Consider the following 20329-nt stretch of genomic DNA (forward strand, 5'->3'; position numbering starts at 1 on the left):
AAAATTTTAGCACCAAACAATTACTTGCTTGGTGCTTTTTTAATTTCATATTAATTTTTAAAAGAGAATAATTTAAAGAGAAATTTTAATTTTTTCTCCAGGCTCAATATTATATTTTTTATTAAATACTTTAAATTCTATCTCTTTGGCATTTGCTTTGTCTGAATTTACTTCAAATTCACTTTGGGTCAATTTCAACTTCAGTTTTGCCTGTTTATAGATAAGCTTCCATTCAAGCTCTTCCCATTCCTCAGTTAGATTAGGTTTAAAGAACAGCCCTTCTTTCTTTAATTTCATTCCAGCAAAACCATTAATTAAAACCTGCCAAATTCCTCCTGCTGCTGCAGTATGAACTCCACCGATAAATGTTCCACCACTAACAGCTTTATTACTACTTTTTAAATCAATATAAGCTGATTTTTTGAAATATCTATATGCTTCTTCACTTCGCCCTAACCTGGCTGCAACAATTGCATATTGAGATGGACTTAATGATGAACCATGCTGAGTTCTCTTTTCATAATAATCGTAATTTGCCGCAATTACATCTTCCGAGAATAGGTCATGGAGGGTAAAGAGCTGAATAACATCGGCCTGTTTTATAACCTGGGTGAAAACTGCAACTCCATTTGGCCAACCCCAATATTCACTTTTATCGATTAATCTATCTTCTAATACTTCAGCAGTTGTATCTTCTAAATCAAAATAACCATCAAACTGTTCGATCAATTTACTTTCTGAATCGGGTTTTGGCAGATATATTTTTTCCTTTATTTCCTGCCAGGCAGTTATCTCGTTTTCCTTTAAATCTATTTTATCTACTATCTTTTTTAGTTCTTGTGGTTTTTCATTTTGGAGCTTAAAATAAAAATAAAGGGCGATCTTTAAAGCAAACTGGGACTGATAATTGCTAAAAGCATTATTATCCACATTTTCGTGATATTCATCAGGCCCTAATAAACGAATAAGCTCATATTGATCTTTATAACTATTAAAATGAACTCTAGAGTGGATAAAACGGGCAATTTCGAATAATATTTCTGCACCATATTTAGAGATAAAGTCAATATCATCTGCAGCTAAATAATATTTCCAGATACTATAACTTATATCAGGCGAAACATGAATCTGCCAGTCATTAAAGTGATTTCTTATCTTCCTCCCACTTATTACATCTTTAAAGAAAAAAGATGGACATAATTCCTTACCACTTTTACCACTAATCCAGGCATAAAAAGCTCCATCATAGCCAAGATCTGCAGCTTTCTCTCGGGCTCCATCTAAGGTATGATAACGATATTTTAAGATATTTTTGGCACTTTCTAAATCTGTATACATAAACATTGGTAGATTAAAGATCTCCTGATCCCAAAAAGCTGCCCCTTGATATGCCTGACAGGATAAGCCCCTAGCTCCAATAGGTAGATATTCACTATGGGTAGGAGTAGCAATAATATTATGATAAAGATTAAATCTCACAGCCAATTGATCCATTAAATTACCTTTTAATTTAATATCTGCTCTTTCCCATCTTTGATCCCATTTAGCTTTATGTTTTTTCAATAATTCTTCATAACTAAACTCAAGACAATTTTCAGCATCTTCTAAAGCCTGTTTGAGGGGATCTTTTCTATCATTACTGCTGTAGATAATTAGGTTTCTCTCTATTCTTATCTCTTTTTGATCAGGATTATTTACTTCAATAATTAAAAATATTGCTTTTTCCTTTTCCTCAACAGCTATATTTTGTAGCTGAGAATTAATTTTAAAAGATAAAGCAGTGACAACTTCAATTTCCTCTTCTACAGTCTCTGCTTTAATATATAGAATATTTTTCTCTGAATCATAATCACTGCTAAAGTTTTTAAGATGAGTCCCATTTAAATCCCAAACATCTCCATCGATACCAATTTTAAATTTTAAAACTTCGGCTTTTTCTGTTCCACTTACAGTATATTGATTAGCTATTAAATGAAGATTATCATAAGAAGCAAACCTTGCAGAAAGAATTTGATAATTTCTTTCTTCTCTATTGCTTTGGGTTTGGCGTTCAAAAATCCCATATCTGTAATTAAAATTGAGCTCGGTTTTTAAATCAAGACTGCCCGGATCATGAGCAAAGTCTTGACCATCAATACTAATCCTGCTATAAAGACCATCTGGAGCATTTGATAACTCTCTCCATTTACCATCAGCCATATCATAAGTATCACTTACAATACAGGCCTTATACTGATCTTTACCCCACTCTTCTAAGGTCCCTCTGTAAGCTAAATAACCATTACCACAAAGTAAGTTGCTGCCATAATTAACAATTTGATTTTCATCTATTTCTGGAATTTCTAAATTCCAGCCATCTTTTAGTTTGAATAAACTTTGTTCTGCCAATTTATTTCCCCCTCAATAATATAAAATTTTGCAAAGTTAAGGCCATCAAAATTACATAAAACTTTAATTTTAAATGTAATTCAATGGCCTAGTTTTAGATTCCTTTTTTTAGATTATCCCTTTACAGCACCAGCAGTTAAACCGGCAACTATCCGTTTTTGGAAAATTAATACCAAAACAACTATTGGTATGGTTACTACAACAGCTGCTGCCATGATCTCTCCAAATGGTTCCTGTCTTGCCAGAGCTCCAGAAAAATACTGAATAGCAACCGGTACCGTTCTAGCCTCAACATCAATCGAAGTAAATGTTAAAGCAAATAGGTACTCATTCCAGGCCTGAATAAAAGAAAGCAGACCTGTAGTTACAAGTGCAGGAGCAGTTAATGGTAAAAGTATCATATGGAAAGTCTGAAAAGCTGTTGCTCCATCCACCTGAGCTGACTGCATTATTTCTTTAGGAAGATCTCTAAAGAAGGCAGTTAAAACCCAGGTAGTAAAGGGTAAGGTAAAGAGTAGATATGTTACAATCATACTTATTCGAGCCCCCAGATTAAGAGCTGTAATAACAGCATATAATCCTGCTAAGACTGTAACTTGCGGGAACATCGTCATAGCAAGTATTGTATATAAGGCGGGGGTTTTACCCTTAAACCTCAATTTACCTAAAGCAAAAGCAGCAAATGAACCCGTGATCAATGCTAAAATGGTTGTTGATGTTGCCACTATTGCACTGTTATATAAACCCCTGACAAATTGTCCATCTTGAAAAATGGCCAAATAATTATTTGTATAAATCGATATTTCCCCAGTATTAGGATCTCTTGGAATAAAAGTTGCAGGAGTCATTGAAAGCTGTGCTTCCGTTTTTAAAGAAGAATTTAAAGCCCAATAAAAAGGAAATAATAAATAGATAATGATTATTGCCAGCACAAAATAGAACAATACTTTTTTGAGTAGCTTATACTTGTTTTTGCTCATTCTGTATCAACTCCTAAGGCTCTCATGTAAAGTATAGCGAAAGCAAAAATTATTATAAATATAATAACACCAATAGCCGAAGCTAATCCCATTCGCCTTGCTGAAATTAATTGAAAATAATTATAACTGGCCATTGAATATCTTCTCTGAGATAACATAACCTGAAAAACATCGAAAACTCTCAGAGCATCAAGTGTTCTAAAAATCAAGGCAACAGCAAGTGAAGGCTTCAACAATGGTAATGTTATTGTCATAAACTGCTTGAATTTGCTTGCACCATCAACTTCTGCAGCTTCATATAACTCATTTGGAATCAGCTGTAATCCAGCTAAAATCAATAAGGCCATAAATGGTGTTGTTTTCCAAACATCAACAGCAATAATAGAAGGAAGCTGCAAACTGGTATTGGTTAAAAATGAATAACTGCTATCAATCAAACCTAATCTTGTGCCAATCATATTAAACAAGCCGGCCCTGGTTGGCTGGAACATCCACTGCCACATTCGAGCAGATACAACAGTGATAACAGCCCAGGGAACAAGCATTACTGCCCTCATTACTCCTCTTCCTTTAAACTCACTGTTTACAACTAAGGCAATCCCCAATCCGAGAATTGTCTCAAAAAATACGGAAAAAATGGTAAAGAGCAGTGTATTGACCACAGCCCTGATAAAGTCAGGTGTTCGAGCACCCAGCACATATCTATTACCAAAAAGATTAAACTGATAAACAGAGCGATATCGAGGCTCTCTTGGCAAAACCTGAATTGGCCTCTCATAAACCCTTTCTCCTGTGTTTTCATCTACCACCTGTTCTCCTGTATCTTCATCTATCACAGCTGGTAATTCTCTCATTGTAACCGATAATAAACTTCTATAATTATCCAGGCCAACAAATTGTGTTTCCCTTGCAGTAGCAAAGGTGCGATCAGTAAAACTGGTATAAAATACCTGGCCGAGTGGATATAGTGCAATAATTACTAAAATTAAAAATGCTGGAATCAATAATTTAAAGGCTAATTTTTGCTCCTCTCTAGCCAGATTTGAAGAATCGCTTTTGGCCATGACATATTCCCCCCTCTTTATAAATTAGGAGAGGGTTTTAGCCCTCTCCATTATTTTGTGAAATTCAAGTGACTTTTAGTATTCTGGGTTTCCAGTTTCAAAACCGGTTAAGTCCATCAAATCAAGTTCTAAGTATTCTAGAGCTGTTAAAGCATCTTCCTGTCCAGTTAATACTGAATGTACAGCCTGGAAGAATAATTCAGAAGCCTGATTATAATTAGGAGCAGTTACAGTAGAAGGACGTGCTACTGCATTTGTAAATACTTCATATAAGCTGTCAAAGAAAGGAGCAGCTTCTAATACATCTTCATCTTCATATAGAGATTCAATAGTTGGGTTCAGAGTTGCTTGAACTGCACGCATTTTTTGAACTCTTTCACTTGCTAAAAACATAGCTAGTTTTGCAGCTTCTTCAGGGTGATTACTGTATTTACTTGCACCTAAGTTCCAGCCACCTAAAGTAGCAGCAGGTTGTCCATCTTCTCCAGCAGGTAAAGGAGCAACATCAAAGTTACCGGCGGTTGCTTTACCTTCTTCATGACCTAAAGCATAAGCATAAGGCCAGTTACGCATAAAGAGTGCATTACCAGCTTCCCAGGTACTACGAGCATCTTCTTCTGCCATACCAGTTACACCAGTAGGTGAGATTGTTCCAACCCAGCCAGCTGCCATCTCTATCATTTCAACTGCATTTTCATTATTGATAGTTATTTTACCTTCAGGACTAACAATATCGCCACCATTATTTGAATAAATCCACTCAAGGGCATTACAGGTTAAACCTTCATAAGCATCCCCCTGCCAGACAAATCCTTCAAAATCTTCATTGCCAGCAGCTCTTTCCTGTTCAACAATATATTCTGCAGTAGCTTCTAACTCACTCCAGGTTTCAGGAACATCACGATCATACTTTTCTAATAGATCTGTTCTGTAATATAATAATCCTGCATCTGTAAACCATGGCAGTGCAACTAAACGACCATCTGGAGTTGTATTGTTTTCAATAATAGCATCAAAATGATCATCAACTATTTCCTCTGCCCCATAATCATAAAAATCAAGGAAGTGTTCTTCTAGGTCACCAGGCCAAATAACATCGATCTGATAAACATCTACATTTGAACTTTCCGCTTCTAAAAACTGTAGATATAAGCCTAGTCTATCAGTTGCTAAGTCAGGTGTATCAAGAACTTCTACATTAACATGAGGATTTTCTTCCATATACCATTCAGCAGCAAGTTCAGTTGTTTCTAATTCCTGACCAACAGCACCACCAGCGATAGTAAGAGTAATTTGTTCCTCTGCTAAAACTAAACCAGTAAATATCATAACAAAAATTAGGGTTAAAACTAAGATCAATTTTTTTCTCATTAATAATTCTCCTCCTCTAGATTTGGATAATCACTTCAATTTGATAGAAAATAAAATTAACTAAGAACTTTTACTTCCCACCTCCATTTCTTCTGTTAAGTTTTTTAATTTATTTGTACTTTCTCTAACCACAAGTTTATGTGGTATAAAAACCTTATTGTCTTCTACCTCCTGACCCTCAATTATTTGATTTAATAACTCTATACTCTTTAAACCAAGTTCATAACCTGATTGTTCAATAGTTGTTAAAGCAGGTTTAACATATTTACCAAGTTCAATTCCATCAAAGCCAACAATAGAAATTTCTTCTGGAACTTTAATTCCTTGTTCTAATAAATATCTGATCGCCCCAATTGCCATTTCGTCATTAAAGGCAAATATAGCAGAAGTATTTGGAAAGCGATCCATAATCTTCTCGGCAGCTGAATAACCACTTTCAAAAGTAAAATCACCTTCGATGAATTTTTGAGAATCATATTTTATATCACTCATTCTCAAAGCTAGCTTAACTCCCCTTAGGCGCTCCTGACTTGCTAATAAATCAAGATCAGGACCTTTAATAAAAGCAATCTCTTTGTGGCCAACTCTACATAAATATTCCACAATATCATAGGCAGCTGCCACATTATCAACTGTGACACATGGTATTTCTGGATCACTTATATAACCAGAGGCAAAAACTACCGGTATTTGATAATTCTTAACTATGTTAAGTAAATCATTATAATAATTAGTAGTAATTAAAATAATACCATCAATCTTTTTTTGTTTCATAATATTTAAATAATTTTGTTCTTTCTCAAATTCTCCATCTGAATCACCATAAATTAAGGCAAAACCTTTTTCCCTGGCTTCAGCCTCTATACCTTTGAGCAGGTTTGCTAAAAATGGATGTTCCATACCAGCACCAATTACACCGATTAAATTGCTTGTATTTGTTCTTAGTATTCGAGCAGAGTCATTAATTTGATAGTCAAGTTTTTCTACTGCTTTTTTAACTTTAAGAGCAGTCTCTTCTCTTACCAGTGAGCTATCATTTAAAACTCGCGAAACAGTACTTAATGAAACTCCTGCTAATTTTGCTACATCTTTCATAGTAACATCCATAATACTCGCTCCTCATAATTTATGAAATCCATTTCACTATTTACTATATTCAATATTAAATTAATTATTCCTGCAAAATATTTGAACTTTTTTGATAATTCACTAAAAAACTGCTTAAAATGCAAATTATTTGTGATTGACAGTAATATATATGTTATAATTACCATTTATTAATTATTATTTAAATTATTAGAAATTATTTAAATTTTCTGTTAATTTAAAGAATGAAAACCTCTTGAAATTAATGAAATCCTTTTCATTTCAAACTAAAAAAAGGCCTACTTTTCGAAGTAAAGCCTTTTATATTCAGGAGGATTGAAATAATTGTCCAGTTTATCTATATTTCTTATTCTTTCATCGATCAGATAGCTTTCTGCACTCTGGAATAAATAAAGCAGGGGTGTTTCAGCTATAACAATATCTTTTATTAAAGCCAGAGCTCTTTCACGATTCTCTTGCTCAACTTCAATTTTAATATAATCTAAAAAATTATCTAAACGCGAATTAGTAAATGGCTTGTATTCACTGTCTGAGCTTAAATTATCAGAATGAAAGTTTTGATAAAGAAAATTATAAGGATCAGCAATGTTTGAGCTCTTAGCTAGCAAGTATTCGCTTTGATGATTTGATTCTGTTTTAAAATTCAAGTGATTTACCCAATTTCTCTTCTCCAGCTCTATTTCAATTCCATACTCAAGCAGCTGTTTTTTTACTTCTTCTGCTATTTTTTGGTTAACTGAATTTTTATTTACTGCCAGCTGAATAGTAAAGTTTGAGTTTAAATTATAATCCTCAATAATTTTTTCTGCTTTTTCAGGATTATATGAATATAATTTTTTATTCGAGGCAGTAAGAAAGTCCTTAGCCGGTAGAAAATCATTTAAAGCCAAATTTTCAATAATTTCTTGCCGGTCTACTGCATAATTTAAAAATTCTCTGAATTTGGCCTGTGCTAATAGATCACTATTATTCTTATTAAAAACTATACCATAATATTTAAGCTGATCAGCAGCAATTTTTTTAAAATTATAGTTCTCCACTTCTAAAGAACCTGCCAGAAATTGACCGTACTGATCAGAGTTCAGTTTATATAAAGAAAAATAATCGATAGGTTTTTCTTCACCAGCTTCTAAATAATATTTGATTCCCTCTAAATATGGTAAGGCTCTGTCCTGATCATCTTTCTGCCAGTAATTATTATTTCTTTTTAAAGTTAGTGATTCTGAATCAATATTTTCAAATGCAAAAGCACCACTACCGACAGGATTTAAGCTCCACTGACGATCTGGATTTAAAACATCTTCTTTTGGCATAACAACAGCAGCATGGTGGGCTAAATTATATAAAAAGGGTGTATTGGATCTTTTTAATTCTATTATCAAGCGATATTTACCCTCGGTTCTAATCCCACTCAATTGCTCACTTTCACCTGAACTAAATTCCTGATAGCCCTTTATATCTTTTAATAATTCTCTGTAAGGAGATCTATTTTCAGGAGATGCCAAATAATTTAAAGACCATTTCCAGTCTTCAGCCCTTACCTCTCTTCCTCTATTTTTGCTAGTAATATTTCCTTTGAATTCTTTTTGAAAATAGATATTTTCTTTTAAATCAAAAGTCAATTTACGGCCTCCATCACTAATCTGCCAGGAGTCAGCTAATTCAGCTTTTAAATTTCCATTTTGATCAACACTGAGTAAGTTTTCGAAGATTTGATTAGTTATTTCTACTGAAATATCAGCTGCTGCCTGGGTTGGATTCAGAGTTATTGGCCGATTTAAGGCTCTTATCTTAAGCATAGATTGCTGTTCTGCTGCATTAATGCTGATTGAAAAAAACAGCAAGATGATTAAATTTAAAATTAATATTTTTTTCTTCATATAATAACTCCTCTTTTTGCTATAATTACTTTCCTTAATTATATTATTCAATATAAAATACAAAAAACCTGTTTTGGTAGCTACCAAAACAGGAATTATAATCTAATAATAGACTAATTTTTTATTAAATCAACAATTTATTCTTCTAATAAATGACAGGCTGCATAATGACCATTACCATAGTCCTTAAATTCAGGCTCTATAATAGGACATTTGTCAAATGCTTTAGGACAGCGGGTATGAAAACGACAGCCTGAAGGTGGATCAACAGGACTGGGTACATCCCCTTTTAAGATAATCCTATCTTTTTTCTTCTTAGGATCTGCTTCTGGAATCGCAGATAAAAGTGATTGTGTATAAGGATGAATAGGATTTTTAAACAATTCTCTTTTATCAGCTAATTCTACTATCTTACCTAAATACATTACAGCAACTCTATCACTAATATGTTTAACAACACTTAAATCATGAGCTATAAATAAATAGGTTAAACCAAATTCTTTCTGTAAATCCTGCATTAAATTTACTACCTGGGCCTGAACCGAAACATCTAAAGCAGATACAGGCTCATCAGCAATAATTAATTTAGGATCTACCGCCAGAGCCCTTGCAACCCCAATTCTCTGCCTCTGGCCTCCACTGAATTCATGGGGATAACGGTTCATATATTCTGCCCCTAAACCCACATTTTCCAGGATTTCTTTAACCTTATTATTGCGATCTTTTTTGTTTTTGGCTAATTTATGAATATCAAGCGGCTCTCCCACTATATCAGCAACTGTCATTCTCGGATTTAAAGAAGCATAGGGATCTTGAAAAATGATCTGCATATCTCTTCTGATTTCTCTTAACTGGCTTTTATTAAGGGCCATCACATCTCTACCCTCAAATAATACTTCTCCTGCAGTAGCTTCAAGCAGTCTAAGTATGGTTCTACCGGTAGTTGATTTTCCACAACCAGATTCTCCAACCAGACCTAAGGTTTCACCTTCATTAACATAAAAGGAGATATCATCTACAGCTTTGACATGAGCAACGGTTCTTTTGATTATTCCAGCTTTAACCGGAAAATATTTTTTTAAATTATTTACTTCAAGTAATTTCTCAGCCATTAACCAAGCACACCTCCATTAGAATAAATCCTTTCTCCACGCTGTTTGATTTTTTCCAGTTCTTTATATCTCCAGCAGCGGACCTTATGTCCTTTAACAACCTCTTCTAAATCAGGTTCGACTTCATAACATTTTCCTTCTGCCAGAGGACAGCGGGTATTAAATTTACACCCATCTGGAAAATTCAATGGAGAGGGTACACTTCCCGGTATGGCTTCAAGTCGATCTACATCCCTATCTAGCTTGGGAATTGAATTCATCAAGCCCCAGGTATAAGGATGTTTAGGATCTTCAAATAAAGTATCTACATCTGTATATTCTATAACTTTACCGGCATACATAACAGCAACCCGATCCGAAACTTCAGCAATAACACCTAAATCATGGGTTATCATCATTATGGCCATCCCATATTTTTCTTTCAAACTATTCATTAATTCTAAAATTTGAGCCTGAATTGTAACATCAAGGGCTGTTGTTGGTTCATCAGCAATTAATAATTGAGGATCACAGGATAATGCCATAGCGATCATCACTCTCTGCCTCATACCTCCAGAAAGCTGGTGGGGATATTCTTTAACCCTCTGTTCAGGTAAAGGAATCCCTACTTTTTTCAGCATTTCTACAGCCTGACGCATTGCCTCTTTACGCTTTACTTTTTTATGCAGCATAATCGCTTCTGCAATCTGATCTCCAATGGTATAAACAGGGTTTAATGAAGTCATAGGCTCCTGAAAAATCATTGAAATATCATTACCTCTTATTTTGCGCATTTCTTTATTGCTTAATTTAGTTAGATCTTTATTTTTAAAATTAATTTCACCAGCCTCAATTTTACCTGGTGGTGATTCTACAAGTCTCATAATAGAAAGAGAGGTAACACTTTTACCACAGCCAGACTCACCTACAACACCAAGAGTCTCACCGGGATATATTTCAAAATCAACTCCATCTACAGCCTTGACAACACCCTCTTCTGTATAAAAATAAGTTTTTAAATTTTTGACTTCTACAAGCTTTTCCTTACTCAAAAATTCCACCTACCCTATATAATATTATATTTATAAAAAATAAGTCCGCTAATAAATATCCGGATTATTTTTTGAATTATCGAATTAAACTAATTATATAAATTATCACTAAACTAAATTATATCTTTAATTTAGTAAAAAATCAAATTAGAGCCTTGACTAATAATTAATAAAAATATTGCTATTTTGATAATAATCTCTGGTTGAAAGTACTCTTCTCACATATTTATCTGTTTCTGCAAAAGGAATCTCATAATCCTCTATTTCTCCCTGCCAGCCACTTCGCATCCATCTTCTAACAGTATTTTGGCCTGCATTATAAGCAGCAAGGCTTTTAACCAAATGACCGTCATGCTTCTCATAAAGGTAGGCAAAATACCAGCTGCCTAATTTAATATTTGTTTCTGGATCAAATAAATCCTCAAGCTCAAAATCATCTACTCCTATTTCCTCGGCTATCCAGGCTCCAGTTGCAGGCATAATCTGCATTAATCCTAAAGCACCTCGAAAAGATTCTGAGCTTTGATCAAATCTACTTTCAACATATATTATTGCTGCAAGCAATTCTGCTTCAATAGCATTTTTTTCTGCATATTTTAGAATATAATTCTCATATTGAATAACCTCAAATGATCTTCTTAACTGCCAAAAATCTAAATCTGCAGAATAGATTAGAAATAAGGTGATTATTAAAATAATTAAAGCAGCTGCTTTTAAAATATTTTTCTTTGCCAACAATTCTTTTCCTCCCTAACTTAAGGCTCAATCTTAATTGCTCTTTTTTCCTAAAACATGGATTACCATTTCTGCAGTGGCCAGGTTTGTAGCTAAGGGTGTTTCATGAACATCACAGAGCCTTAAAAGAGCAGTTACATCTGGTTCATGAGGTTGAGCTGTTAAAGGGTCTCTCAAAAAAATTACACCATTTAATCTTCCTTTAGCAATTTCAGCTCCGATCATCTGGTCTCCACCAAGTGGTCCAGAAGCCATTCTTTCCACCTCTAATCCAGTTGCTTCTCTGATTCTTTTTCCGGTTGTCCCGGTTGCAATCAAACGCATTTTACTGAGTATCTTTTTATGCCGCCTGGCAAAATTAATCATGGCTTCTTTTTTGGCATCATGAGCAATTAAGGCAATCCTCATGAACTCTCCATCAACTATTTTTAAAATTTCTTGCCAGTGAGAATCTAATTTTTCTTTTAATTCTTCTCTTGTCCCATTATTTTTTATCACCAGATCAGCCTTCTCTTCTTTTTCTGCTAAGGGTATTTGAGATTCTATTCTTTTTTTGGCTTCCTCTTTATTAAGCTTATCTCTATTTTTTAACCTTTTTATCTGTTCCTTTTTGGATGCAGATATAACCCAATTTTGATCACAAAAATGATTTAAACCAACTTCAAATAATAAGGGAGCCATAAAAATAACAATTTTATTATCTTCTAAATAATAAAAGGCTTTTTCTTTCATTTCATAAATGATTAAAGGGTGAAGCAGTGATTCTAATTTCTTTCTCTGATTGGGCTCAGAGAAAATTAAATCAGCCAGTTTTTTTCTGTTCAGCTCTCCATCTTCCTGCAAAAATTCTTCACCAAATTCATTGACAACCAACTGCCAGCCTTTTTCACCTTTTTTTGTTAATTGGTGTGATATTTTATCTGCATCAATAACCACAGCACCTTTAGCTGCAAGGTATTCAGCTGCAGTTGATTTTCCAGTTGCAATACCTCCTGTCAAACCTATAATCATTTAAAATCCCTCCTGCTTTAGCTAAGTACTGTCAAATCTTTTTGAACATTTTTCCGTCTAAACCTTGTTATATCAACAATCTATCTTTAAAACTTGCCAACCTCCCTTTTTCAAGGTATATTTAGAGTAAAATCAACTACGTTTTAACTAAACTATCTAGAAAAAAAGGAGGCGGCAAACTTTGAAAACAATTATTATTTCTCTCTTGCTTTATATTCAAATCCAGTGGCAGTTAATTAATTATCTGATGGTCTTAGTCGTTGGTAAAAATATTAATCTAAAAGACAAGATAAAAACTCCACCTGTTAATCAAATTTATGCTCAAATGCAGATTGATTCTTTCCCTAAACTTGAAACTATTGAATTACTTGATTACAAAAAACTTCTGGCTGAACATCTGTATAAAAATGGTCAGAAACTCAAACCTGTTAAAAGGCGTAAAAATTCTAAAAACAAAGTTCCCAACACTATCACCTGTCCCTATTGTGGGGCACCCCACATTTATCTCTACGATAACAATGGTGGTAAAGGTCAGTTTCTCTGTAAAGTCTGTTCTGAAACCTTTAACTACAAAATTATCTATTCTAAAGCCATCAAGCGTAAATGCCCTTTCTGTGATCATACTTTAGCTAAAATTAAAGAACGTAAAGAGTTTGATATCTACAAATGCAAAAACGATGACTGCGCCTATTACAAAGTTAATCTTTCTTTATTGACTAAGGATGATAAAAAGAGCTTTGAAAAAGCTCCATTTTTATTTAAAGTCCGTTACATCTACAGAGAGTTTAAATACGACTTTAAACCACTGAGTAATGATAACTTAGAAAGCAATTTACCTGCTGTTGATATATCTAAAATTCACTGTTCTTCGCATACTCTTGGTTTGATTTTGACCTACCATATTAATTATGGGCTTTCTTCCAGGAAAACCGCAGCTATTATGATGGATATCCATCAACTTAAGATTTCTCACCAGACAGTACTAAATTATGCCGATGCTGTCAGTTCTCTTATCAAGCCTTTTGTTGATGATTATCCTTATGAGCTTTCTAATTCCTACTGTGGTGATGAAACATATCTTAAAGTTAAGGGCAAATGGCAGTATCTTTTCTTTTTCTTTGATTCTGTTAAAAAGATCATCCTCTCTTACAGGCTCTCTCCTCACAGGGATACTCTCTCTGCCATTAAAGCACTGAATGATGTCCTCTTAAAGATTAAGAATTTACCTGATAACCTGGCCTTTATTGTTGATGGTAATCCTATCTATTTGTTGGCTCAACATTATTTTGCTCAGCATGGAATCCATTTCGATATCCATCAGGTTATTGGTCTTACTAATGAGGACCCGATATCCACAGAATACAGGCCTTTAAAAGAGATTGTCGAAAGACTAAACAGAACTTTCAAGCGCAGTTACAAGACAACTACTGGTTTTAAATCTTCAGCTGGATCTATTGCTTTTATCAATCTATTTGTCGCTTATTTTAACTTTTTAAGACCACATTCAGCTTTAGAAAAAAAGGTACCTGTACTTATTCCAGAGCTTGATGCTCAGCCTCATATGCCAGCTCGCTGGGGTAAATTGATTGAGCTTGCCCAGGAACATATTATTATCCTGCAGCAGTCTGCTTAACCTTTATATTCTTTTAGCAGAGCCTGAGGCAGCTAAAAGCTATTTAAAAGCATTGACGAAGCGAACCCTTTACAAACCGAACCAGATAAATGCTAAAATCAATGGTTCGAGGGTTGGCTAGTTTCTCCTGCCTTTATATCCTTCCCCTTCACCCTCGGCAACCTTCAGCTAGTATTTAGCTGGTGTTTGTCAAGGGCAATGCGGTCATCCAACCATTAAAATTTACTCAAAATTTAATTTCTAGCTTCAATATCACTTTTTCATAGATTTTTAGACAGTACCTTTAGCTAATCCTGACATTTTGGACAATAATAACTGGCCCTTCCCCCGATTTTTTTCTTTTTAATTTTACTGCCGCAGATATGACATGCTTCTCCTTGACGCTGATGCACCTTTAATTCTGCTTGAAAAGAACCTTTTTCTCCAAATGCATTCACATAATCACTAAATGAAGTCCCACCATAGATGATTCCTTTTTCTAATATATCCCGCATATTAAAATAAATCTTTTCTTTTTCTTCTTCACTTAAGCTGTCAGCTTTACGCTCAGGCTCTATTCCCGATAAATAAAGTATCTCGTCAGCATAAATATTTCCAATACCTGCGATAAATTTCTGATTTAAAAGCAGAGATTTGATTACTCCTCTGCGATTGGCAAATAATTTTTTGAAATCCTCCAGACTAAGCTGTTCACTTAAGGGCTCTGGACCCAGGTTTGCAAGCCCTCCAGCCTGTTCTGGCTTTTCCGGGTCGATCAAATAGATGCGACCAAATTTGCGGACATTATTAAAACGAATCTCCTGACCATCATCTAAGGTAAATATGACATGGGTATGTTTGTCTTTAAATTCTGCTGCTTCTTTAACTAGAAGTTTACCGGTCATCCTGAGATGGATAACAAGTATTTTATCAATATCTAAATTGATTAAGATATATTTGCCTCTTCTGCTGATCGACTCTATTTTTGCCCCAATTAATCTCTTTTTAAGTTCATCAATAGAAATATCAGGGTAGCCGATTAAATTTTCTTCTCTTACTTCAAGCTCTGTTATCTTTTTATCTACTATTAAAGGCCTCAGCCCTTTAATTACGGTCTGCACTTCTGGCAATTCAGGCATTAGATTCCACCTCATAATCTTCTTTATCTCGCCAATTTTCAGCAATCTGTAGATCTACAAGTAGGGGAACATCCAAGTCAGCAGCAGCTTCCATTTTGTTTTTAATTAAAAGAGCTGCTTCTGCTAAATCTTCTTTTCTAACTTCAAATACCAGCTCATCATGTACCTGTAATAAAATATTGATAGCTAAATCTTCATTTTCTAGAGCAGCATAAACATCTAACATGGATTTTTTCATTATATCAGCAGCTGTACCCTGAACCGGGGTATTAATCGCTGAGCGTTCTGCAAAAGAACGTCGATGGTAATTGCTGCTGTTGATCTCGGGTATATAGCGTTTTCTTCCATATAGGGTTTCTGCATAACCTTTTTTCTTAACTTTTTCGATGGTTTGATCCATATATTTTTTTACCCCGGAAAAACGCTCAAAATATTTATCTATATAATCCTGTGCTTCTTCAACTGGAATGTCAAGATCCTGGCTTAAACCATAAGCACTCATTCCATAAGCTAAACCAAAGTTGATTACTTTAGCATGTCTTCTCAGATTTGGTGAAACCTGTTCTGCCTCAACTTCAAAGATCTCACTCGCTGTTTCTGTATGAATATCTCTTCCCGAATTAAAAGCTTCCTTTAAGCGTTTGTCCCCACTTAAATGGGCAAAAACCCTTAATTCTATTTGGGAATAGTCTACTGCAAGCAAAAGCATATTTTCATCGGAAGGAATAAAGGCTTTTCTGATCTCTCTACCTTCTTCAGTTCTAATGGGAATATTCTGCAGATTGGGGTTTGTACTGCTTAATCTTCCTGTTGCGGTAACCATCTGATTAAAAGAAGTATGGATTTTACCAGTTTCTGAATTGATCAAAGGAGGTAGTGAGTCTATATAGGTTGATTTTAATTTTGCCAGTTCTCGGTATTCTGAAATCAAAGGTATGAGAGGATGTTTACCCTCTAATTTTTCTAATACACTGGCATTAGTAGAATAACCGGTTTTAGTTCTCTTTATAACTGGAAGCCCCAGTTTTTCAAATAAGATTTCTCCTAATTGTTTTGGTGAGTTTAAATTAAACTCCTCATCTACCATTTCATGAGCTTTTTTGGTTATTATATCTAATCTTTTCTCCAATTTATCAGATAATTTTTCCAGCCAATCTTTATCAATTTTCACCCCATTATATTCCATTCTGGCCAGTACTTTAATTAAAGGCAGTTCCATATTTTTAAATAGATCATATAAATTATCATTTTTAAGTTTTTTAATTAATTTATCTTTCAGTTTAAATAATTTGCTCGTTTCTAATGCAAGTATTTGCTCCTGATCAAATTCCTGCATCCCAAGTTCTAATTCTCTGCTGTAAACCTCCTCTAATTCTGGTAAAGTCTCAGAAGGCTGTAACAAATAATAAGCTAGTAGTGGTTCAAAAGCTATTGCTTTAACTTCTATTCCTTCACACAGCAGAGCAAGTGAAGATTCTTTAGCATTGATAAATAGCTTTGCTATTTTTTCCGACTCTAAGACCTCTTTTAGAACAGAGGCAATATTATCAGCTTCAACTTTATATGAATATACATTATTGTCCTCAAAAGCATAGATAATTTCTCTTATCTTACCATTTCTAGCACAGCTATCTTCAGCAATCTTTAAAGAAAGGGCTATTTCTCCCTTTTCTAACGCTTTCTGCTTTAATTCAGATAACTCCTTTTCTCCCACAGCTATAAAATTGATATTCTCAGGTTGAAGTTCTTTTTTATATTCAAATCTATCAAGCAGGCTGCTAAAACCAAGCTTTTTGAAATGCTCCACAACTTCTCCATCATCATAGAGATCGATTCTGCATTTATCAAAATCTAAGTCAACTGCCACATCTCTTTTGATTTTAGCCAAACGATAACTCATTTTAGCCTGATCGCTAAATTTTCTTAGGTTTTCTTTTCTTTTTTTACCAGAAACCTGATCAATATTATTTAATATCTCATCAATAGAATCAAATTGTTTTAATAGTTTAATTGCGGTTTTTTCTCCTATTCCAGGCACACCGGGTATGTTATCAGAACTATCCCCCATCAGACCCTTCATGTCGATTAATTTTTCAGGAGGGAGTTCATATTTATCAAGTATTTTCTCCAGATCATAAATTACGAGATCAGAAAGTCCTTTTCTGGTATACATCACTTTTACATTTTCTGAAACCAACTGCAGAGCATCTCTATCACCGGTAATTATATAGACATCATAATCCTGAGCTGATGCCTGTTTTGATAATGTCCCCAACAAATCATCTGCTTCATAACCTTCTTGAGCAATAATTGGGATTTCTAGTTTTGCTAAGGTCTGCTGCAGCATCGGTATTTGAGGAACAAGCTCTTCCGGCATCTTTTTGCGATTCGCCTTATATTCCTCATATTCTTCATGTCTAAAAGTTGGAGCTTTTTTATCAAAAGTTACAACCATTCGATCTGGATTCCATTCATCGGTAAGACTAAAAAGCATTCTGATAAAACCAAAAACCGCATTAGTATATTGCCCCTCATCATTTGTTAAAAGAGGTAATGCATAAAATGCTCGGTGGGTAATACTATGTCCATCTAAAAGAAAAAGAGTTTTTTTATCTTTTTTTTGATCATTTGTCAAAACAAATCATCTCCCATTATTATTCTCTATCTTAATTGTTAATTGGCAGTACAATGGTAAATTTAGTGCCTTCTCCTTCACTGCTCTCCACATCAACTTCCCCATTATAGCTCTCAACTATTTCTTTTGCTATTGCTAGACCAAGACCGGAGCCTTCTTTTTTGCGAGTCCTTGATTTATCTGCCTGATAAAAACGGTCAAAAACATGGGGAAGATCTGCTTCAGGAATTCCCTGCCCTTTATCTTCGATAATTACTAAGCATTTTTCGCTTTTTCTTTTGTCGATCATCAATTTAATTGCTTCATTTTTTGAGGTGAATTTAATAGAATTGTCGATAAATATTCTAATCAATTGTTTGAAAAGATTTTTATCTCCCCAAAAATCAATCTCGGCTTTTTCTTCAAATTCGATCTTAACATCATCTTTTAATAGTTTAAATTCTTTAATTATTTCTTTGATTAAACTGTTAAACTTAAATAATTCTTCATTTTTGATCAGTTCACTGTCATCTCCCCGGGCCAACAGGAGCAAATTTTCCATTAATTGTTTCATATTTTCTGTTTCTTTTTTTATCGCTTCAATAGCTTCATCACGCACTTCAGGTTTTTCTTTGCCCCATCTGTTAAGAAGATCAACATAACCTTTGATAACAGAAATTGGAGTTCTCAATTCATGTGATGCATCAGATACAAATTGCTTTTGCTTTTTAAAAGCTTTTTCCAGGCGATCGAGCATCGAGTTAAATGTTAAGGCTAATTTTTTTAATTCATCATCAGGACCTTTAACAGAAAGCCTTCTGTCTATATCATTAAAACTTATTTCTCGAGCGGTTTCAGTAACTTTATTGATCGGAGACAGCATTTTCTTGGTAGTAAAATAACCAAGAAAAACAGAAATTAAAGCTCCAAAAGCAGCTGCAATAATTAAAACAAGGATTAGAAAATCCAAGAAATTCTTTTCAAATGTAATATCTTTCACCACCTGAAGATAACCTGTAGCAGGTGAATAATCGGCTAAATTAATAGTTCTTACCGCTATTCTGCGGTTACCAGATCTAAATTCTGTGATTTGGGCTGTAATAGGCACCTGCATTTCCTGCAGATATCTTGATTGAGCCCTAATTTCTCCTTCAGGACTTAAAATTCTAAAAAATACATTTTCTTCACTTCGACTTATTTCCTGTAAAATTTCTGCATTAAAGTATTCTCCATTGTTCTCTTCCTGATTATTAATCTGGGAAATTACAAATTCACTGGTATTATTGATATTTTTTTTGATATTATCATCGATAAAATTGGATAAGAAAAAATAAATGGCAAAATTTATTAAAAATAAGAGCATGATAAACATTAGTGCATATAAAATAGTTATCTTCCAAGAAATCTTGCTTTTTTTATTAAAAAATTTAATCATCTTTTTCAGACCTCATTACATAACCAACCCCGCGTACTGTTTGAATTAATTTTTCTTCAAATGGCTCATCAATCTTACTGCGCAGATATCGAATATATACATCAACAATATTAGTTTCACCTGTATAGTTATATCCCCAGACATTGTTTAACAGTTTATCTCTGCTAACTACAATTCCCTCATTTTTGATTAAATAAACCAGGAGATCATATTCTTTTTTGGTCAGTTCAATCTTCTGGCCAGCCCTTTTTACCTGATGGGCATCCAGATTAACCTCAATGTCAGCTATTTTTAGGGTATTGGCTGCTTCTACATCACCCTTATCTCTTCTTAATAAGGCTCTGATTCTGGCCAAAAGCTCCTCTATTTCAAAGGGCTTGGTCAAATAATCATCTGCCCCAGTATCAAGGCCTTTTACCTTATCTTCTAATTCAGATTTGGCAGTGAGCATAATAATTGGTAGATTAGAAAATTCTCTTACTTTATTACAAACTTCTATCCCATCCAAACCCGGAAGCATTAAATCAAGTAATAAAAGATCATAATCATCTTCTTTAAGGGCATTAATACCATCATAACCATTATCAAATTTTTTTACTTGATAACCTTCATGTTCTAACTCCAATTCAACAAAACGGGCTATCTGGGCATCATCTTCAATAATTAGTATTTTCTTGCTCACTATTTCACCTCCCACTAAAGAGTTAAAATACATTTTTTTCTTCAACTACTTTATTATATCAACAAATACAGTAAATTTAAACTCTATCACTACTTTCTCAGCTTAAAAAACCGGACTTCAGTCTGAAGTCCGGATTAAATTGCAGAGAGATAATTAAATATTTTATTA

At 34.0% G+C, this 20329-nt stretch carries 15 protein-coding genes; 1 reads left to right on the forward strand and 14 read right to left on the reverse strand.

The genetic code is table 11. The features are described from left to right. Positions 1-72 precede the first annotated feature (72 nt). The 10 genes from LJ207_RS09440 to coaE form a co-directional block, all read right to left on the reverse strand. Positions 73-2388 carry a glycosyl hydrolase family 65 domain-containing protein gene (locus LJ207_RS09440; RefSeq protein WP_229346249.1) on the reverse strand — a complete coding sequence of 772 codons (2316 nt, stop codon included), beginning with the start codon at positions 2386-2388 and terminating at the stop codon, positions 73-75. A gap of 113 nt (positions 2389-2501) precedes the next feature. Then, a complete protein-coding gene (locus tag LJ207_RS09445; protein WP_229346250.1) occupies positions 2502-3368 on the reverse strand; it encodes a carbohydrate ABC transporter permease in 867 nt (288 codons plus the stop codon). After that, positions 3365-4432, reverse strand: coding sequence for a carbohydrate ABC transporter permease (locus LJ207_RS09450; protein ID WP_229346251.1), 1068 nt, complete (start codon positions 4430-4432; stop codon positions 3365-3367). The genes LJ207_RS09445 and LJ207_RS09450 overlap by 4 nt, the downstream gene beginning before the upstream one ends. Before the next feature lie 75 nt (positions 4433-4507). Continuing rightward, positions 4508-5803, reverse strand: coding sequence for an ABC transporter substrate-binding protein (locus tag LJ207_RS09455; protein ID WP_229346252.1), 1296 nt, complete (start codon positions 5801-5803; stop codon positions 4508-4510). 60 nt (positions 5804-5863) lie between these two features. Next, on the reverse strand, positions 5864-6910 hold the full coding sequence (locus tag LJ207_RS09460) for a LacI family DNA-binding transcriptional regulator (protein ID WP_229346253.1): 1047 nt from the start codon (positions 6908-6910) through the stop codon (positions 5864-5866). Positions 6911-7188: 278 nt separating this feature from the next. Next, positions 7189-8790 carry an ABC transporter substrate-binding protein gene (locus LJ207_RS09465; protein ID WP_229346254.1) on the reverse strand — a complete coding sequence of 534 codons (1602 nt, stop codon included), beginning with the start codon at positions 8788-8790 and terminating at the stop codon, positions 7189-7191. A gap of 137 nt (positions 8791-8927) precedes the next feature. Then, positions 8928-9902: an ABC transporter ATP-binding protein gene (locus tag LJ207_RS09470; RefSeq protein WP_229346255.1), complete on the reverse strand. Its 975-nt coding sequence runs from the start codon at positions 9900-9902 to the stop codon at positions 8928-8930. Next, positions 9902-10933 (reverse strand): ABC transporter ATP-binding protein, encoded by a 1032-nt coding sequence (locus tag LJ207_RS09475; protein ID WP_229346256.1) that lies wholly within the window; start codon positions 10931-10933, stop codon positions 9902-9904. Before LJ207_RS09475 ends, LJ207_RS09470 begins: the two co-directional genes overlap by 1 nt. 159 nt (positions 10934-11092) lie before the next feature. Continuing rightward, the gene (locus LJ207_RS09480; RefSeq protein ID WP_229346257.1) at positions 11093-11668 is read right to left on the reverse strand and encodes a lytic transglycosylase domain-containing protein; all 576 of its coding nucleotides are present in this window, start codon (positions 11666-11668) and stop codon (positions 11093-11095) included. Positions 11669-11701: 33 nt separating this feature from the next. Next, positions 11702-12679, reverse strand: coding sequence for a dephospho-CoA kinase (gene coaE / locus LJ207_RS09485; protein WP_229346258.1), 978 nt, complete (start codon positions 12677-12679; stop codon positions 11702-11704). Between the two features lie 181 nt (positions 12680-12860). On the opposite strand from coaE, the gene LJ207_RS09490 reads away from it, so the two are divergent. Then, entirely contained in the window at positions 12861-14312 is a 1452-nt protein-coding gene (locus LJ207_RS09490; RefSeq protein WP_229346259.1) for a DDE-type integrase/transposase/recombinase, read from the forward strand. Between the two features lie 287 nt (positions 14313-14599). On the opposite strand, the gene mutM is transcribed toward LJ207_RS09490, so the two are convergent. From mutM to LJ207_RS09510, 4 genes are read right to left on the reverse strand one after another with little or no spacing between them, the layout of a single operon-like run. Then, complete coding sequence (gene mutM / locus LJ207_RS09495) at positions 14600-15430, reverse strand: DNA-formamidopyrimidine glycosylase (protein WP_229346260.1); 831 nt, start codon at positions 15428-15430, stop codon at positions 14600-14602. Then, positions 15423-18065 carry a DNA polymerase I gene (polA, locus tag LJ207_RS09500; protein WP_229346261.1) on the reverse strand — a complete coding sequence of 881 codons (2643 nt, stop codon included), beginning with the start codon at positions 18063-18065 and terminating at the stop codon, positions 15423-15425. Before polA ends, mutM begins: the two co-directional genes overlap by 8 nt. A 31-nt stretch (positions 18066-18096) precedes the next feature. Beyond that, positions 18097-19479, reverse strand: coding sequence for a sensor histidine kinase (locus LJ207_RS09505; RefSeq protein WP_229346262.1), 1383 nt, complete (start codon positions 19477-19479; stop codon positions 18097-18099). Then, the gene (locus tag LJ207_RS09510) at positions 19472-20161 is read right to left on the reverse strand and encodes a response regulator (RefSeq protein WP_369414177.1); all 690 of its coding nucleotides are present in this window, start codon (positions 20159-20161) and stop codon (positions 19472-19474) included. Before LJ207_RS09510 ends, LJ207_RS09505 begins: the two co-directional genes overlap by 8 nt. Positions 20162-20329 lie beyond the last annotated feature (168 nt).

Origin of the sequence: Halanaerobium polyolivorans, from assembly GCF_020711195.1 — a bacterium.
Taxonomy (GTDB): domain Bacteria; phylum Bacillota; class Halanaerobiia; order Halanaerobiales; family Halanaerobiaceae; genus Halanaerobium; species Halanaerobium polyolivorans.

What these genes read in the sequence shown, in the direction of transcription:
- LJ207_RS09445 (WP_229346250.1), bottom strand. Translation starts at nt 3,368, where the DNA reads ATGAGCAAAAACAAGTATAAGCTACTCAAAAAAGTATTGTTCTATTTT.
- LJ207_RS09450 (WP_229346251.1), bottom strand. Translation starts at nt 4,432, where the DNA reads ATGGCCAAAAGCGATTCTTCAAATCTGGCTAGAGAGGAGCAAAAATTA.
- LJ207_RS09455 (WP_229346252.1), bottom strand. Translation starts at nt 5,803, where the DNA reads ATGAGAAAAAAATTGATCTTAGTTTTAACCCTAATTTTTGTTATGATA.
- LJ207_RS09460 (WP_229346253.1), bottom strand. Translation starts at nt 6,910, where the DNA reads ATGGATGTTACTATGAAAGATGTAGCAAAATTAGCAGGAGTTTCATTA.
- LJ207_RS09465 (WP_229346254.1), bottom strand. Translation starts at nt 8,790, where the DNA reads ATGAAGAAAAAAATATTAATTTTAAATTTAATCATCTTGCTGTTTTTT.
- LJ207_RS09470 (WP_229346255.1), bottom strand. Translation starts at nt 9,902, where the DNA reads ATGGCTGAGAAATTACTTGAAGTAAATAATTTAAAAAAATATTTTCCG.
- coaE (WP_229346258.1), bottom strand. Translation starts at nt 12,679, where the DNA reads ATGATTATAGGTTTGACAGGAGGTATTGCAACTGGAAAATCAACTGCA.
- mutM (WP_229346260.1), bottom strand. Translation starts at nt 15,430, where the DNA reads ATGCCTGAATTGCCAGAAGTGCAGACCGTAATTAAAGGGCTGAGGCCT.
- LJ207_RS09505 (WP_229346262.1), bottom strand. Translation starts at nt 19,479, where the DNA reads ATGATTAAATTTTTTAATAAAAAAAGCAAGATTTCTTGGAAGATAACT.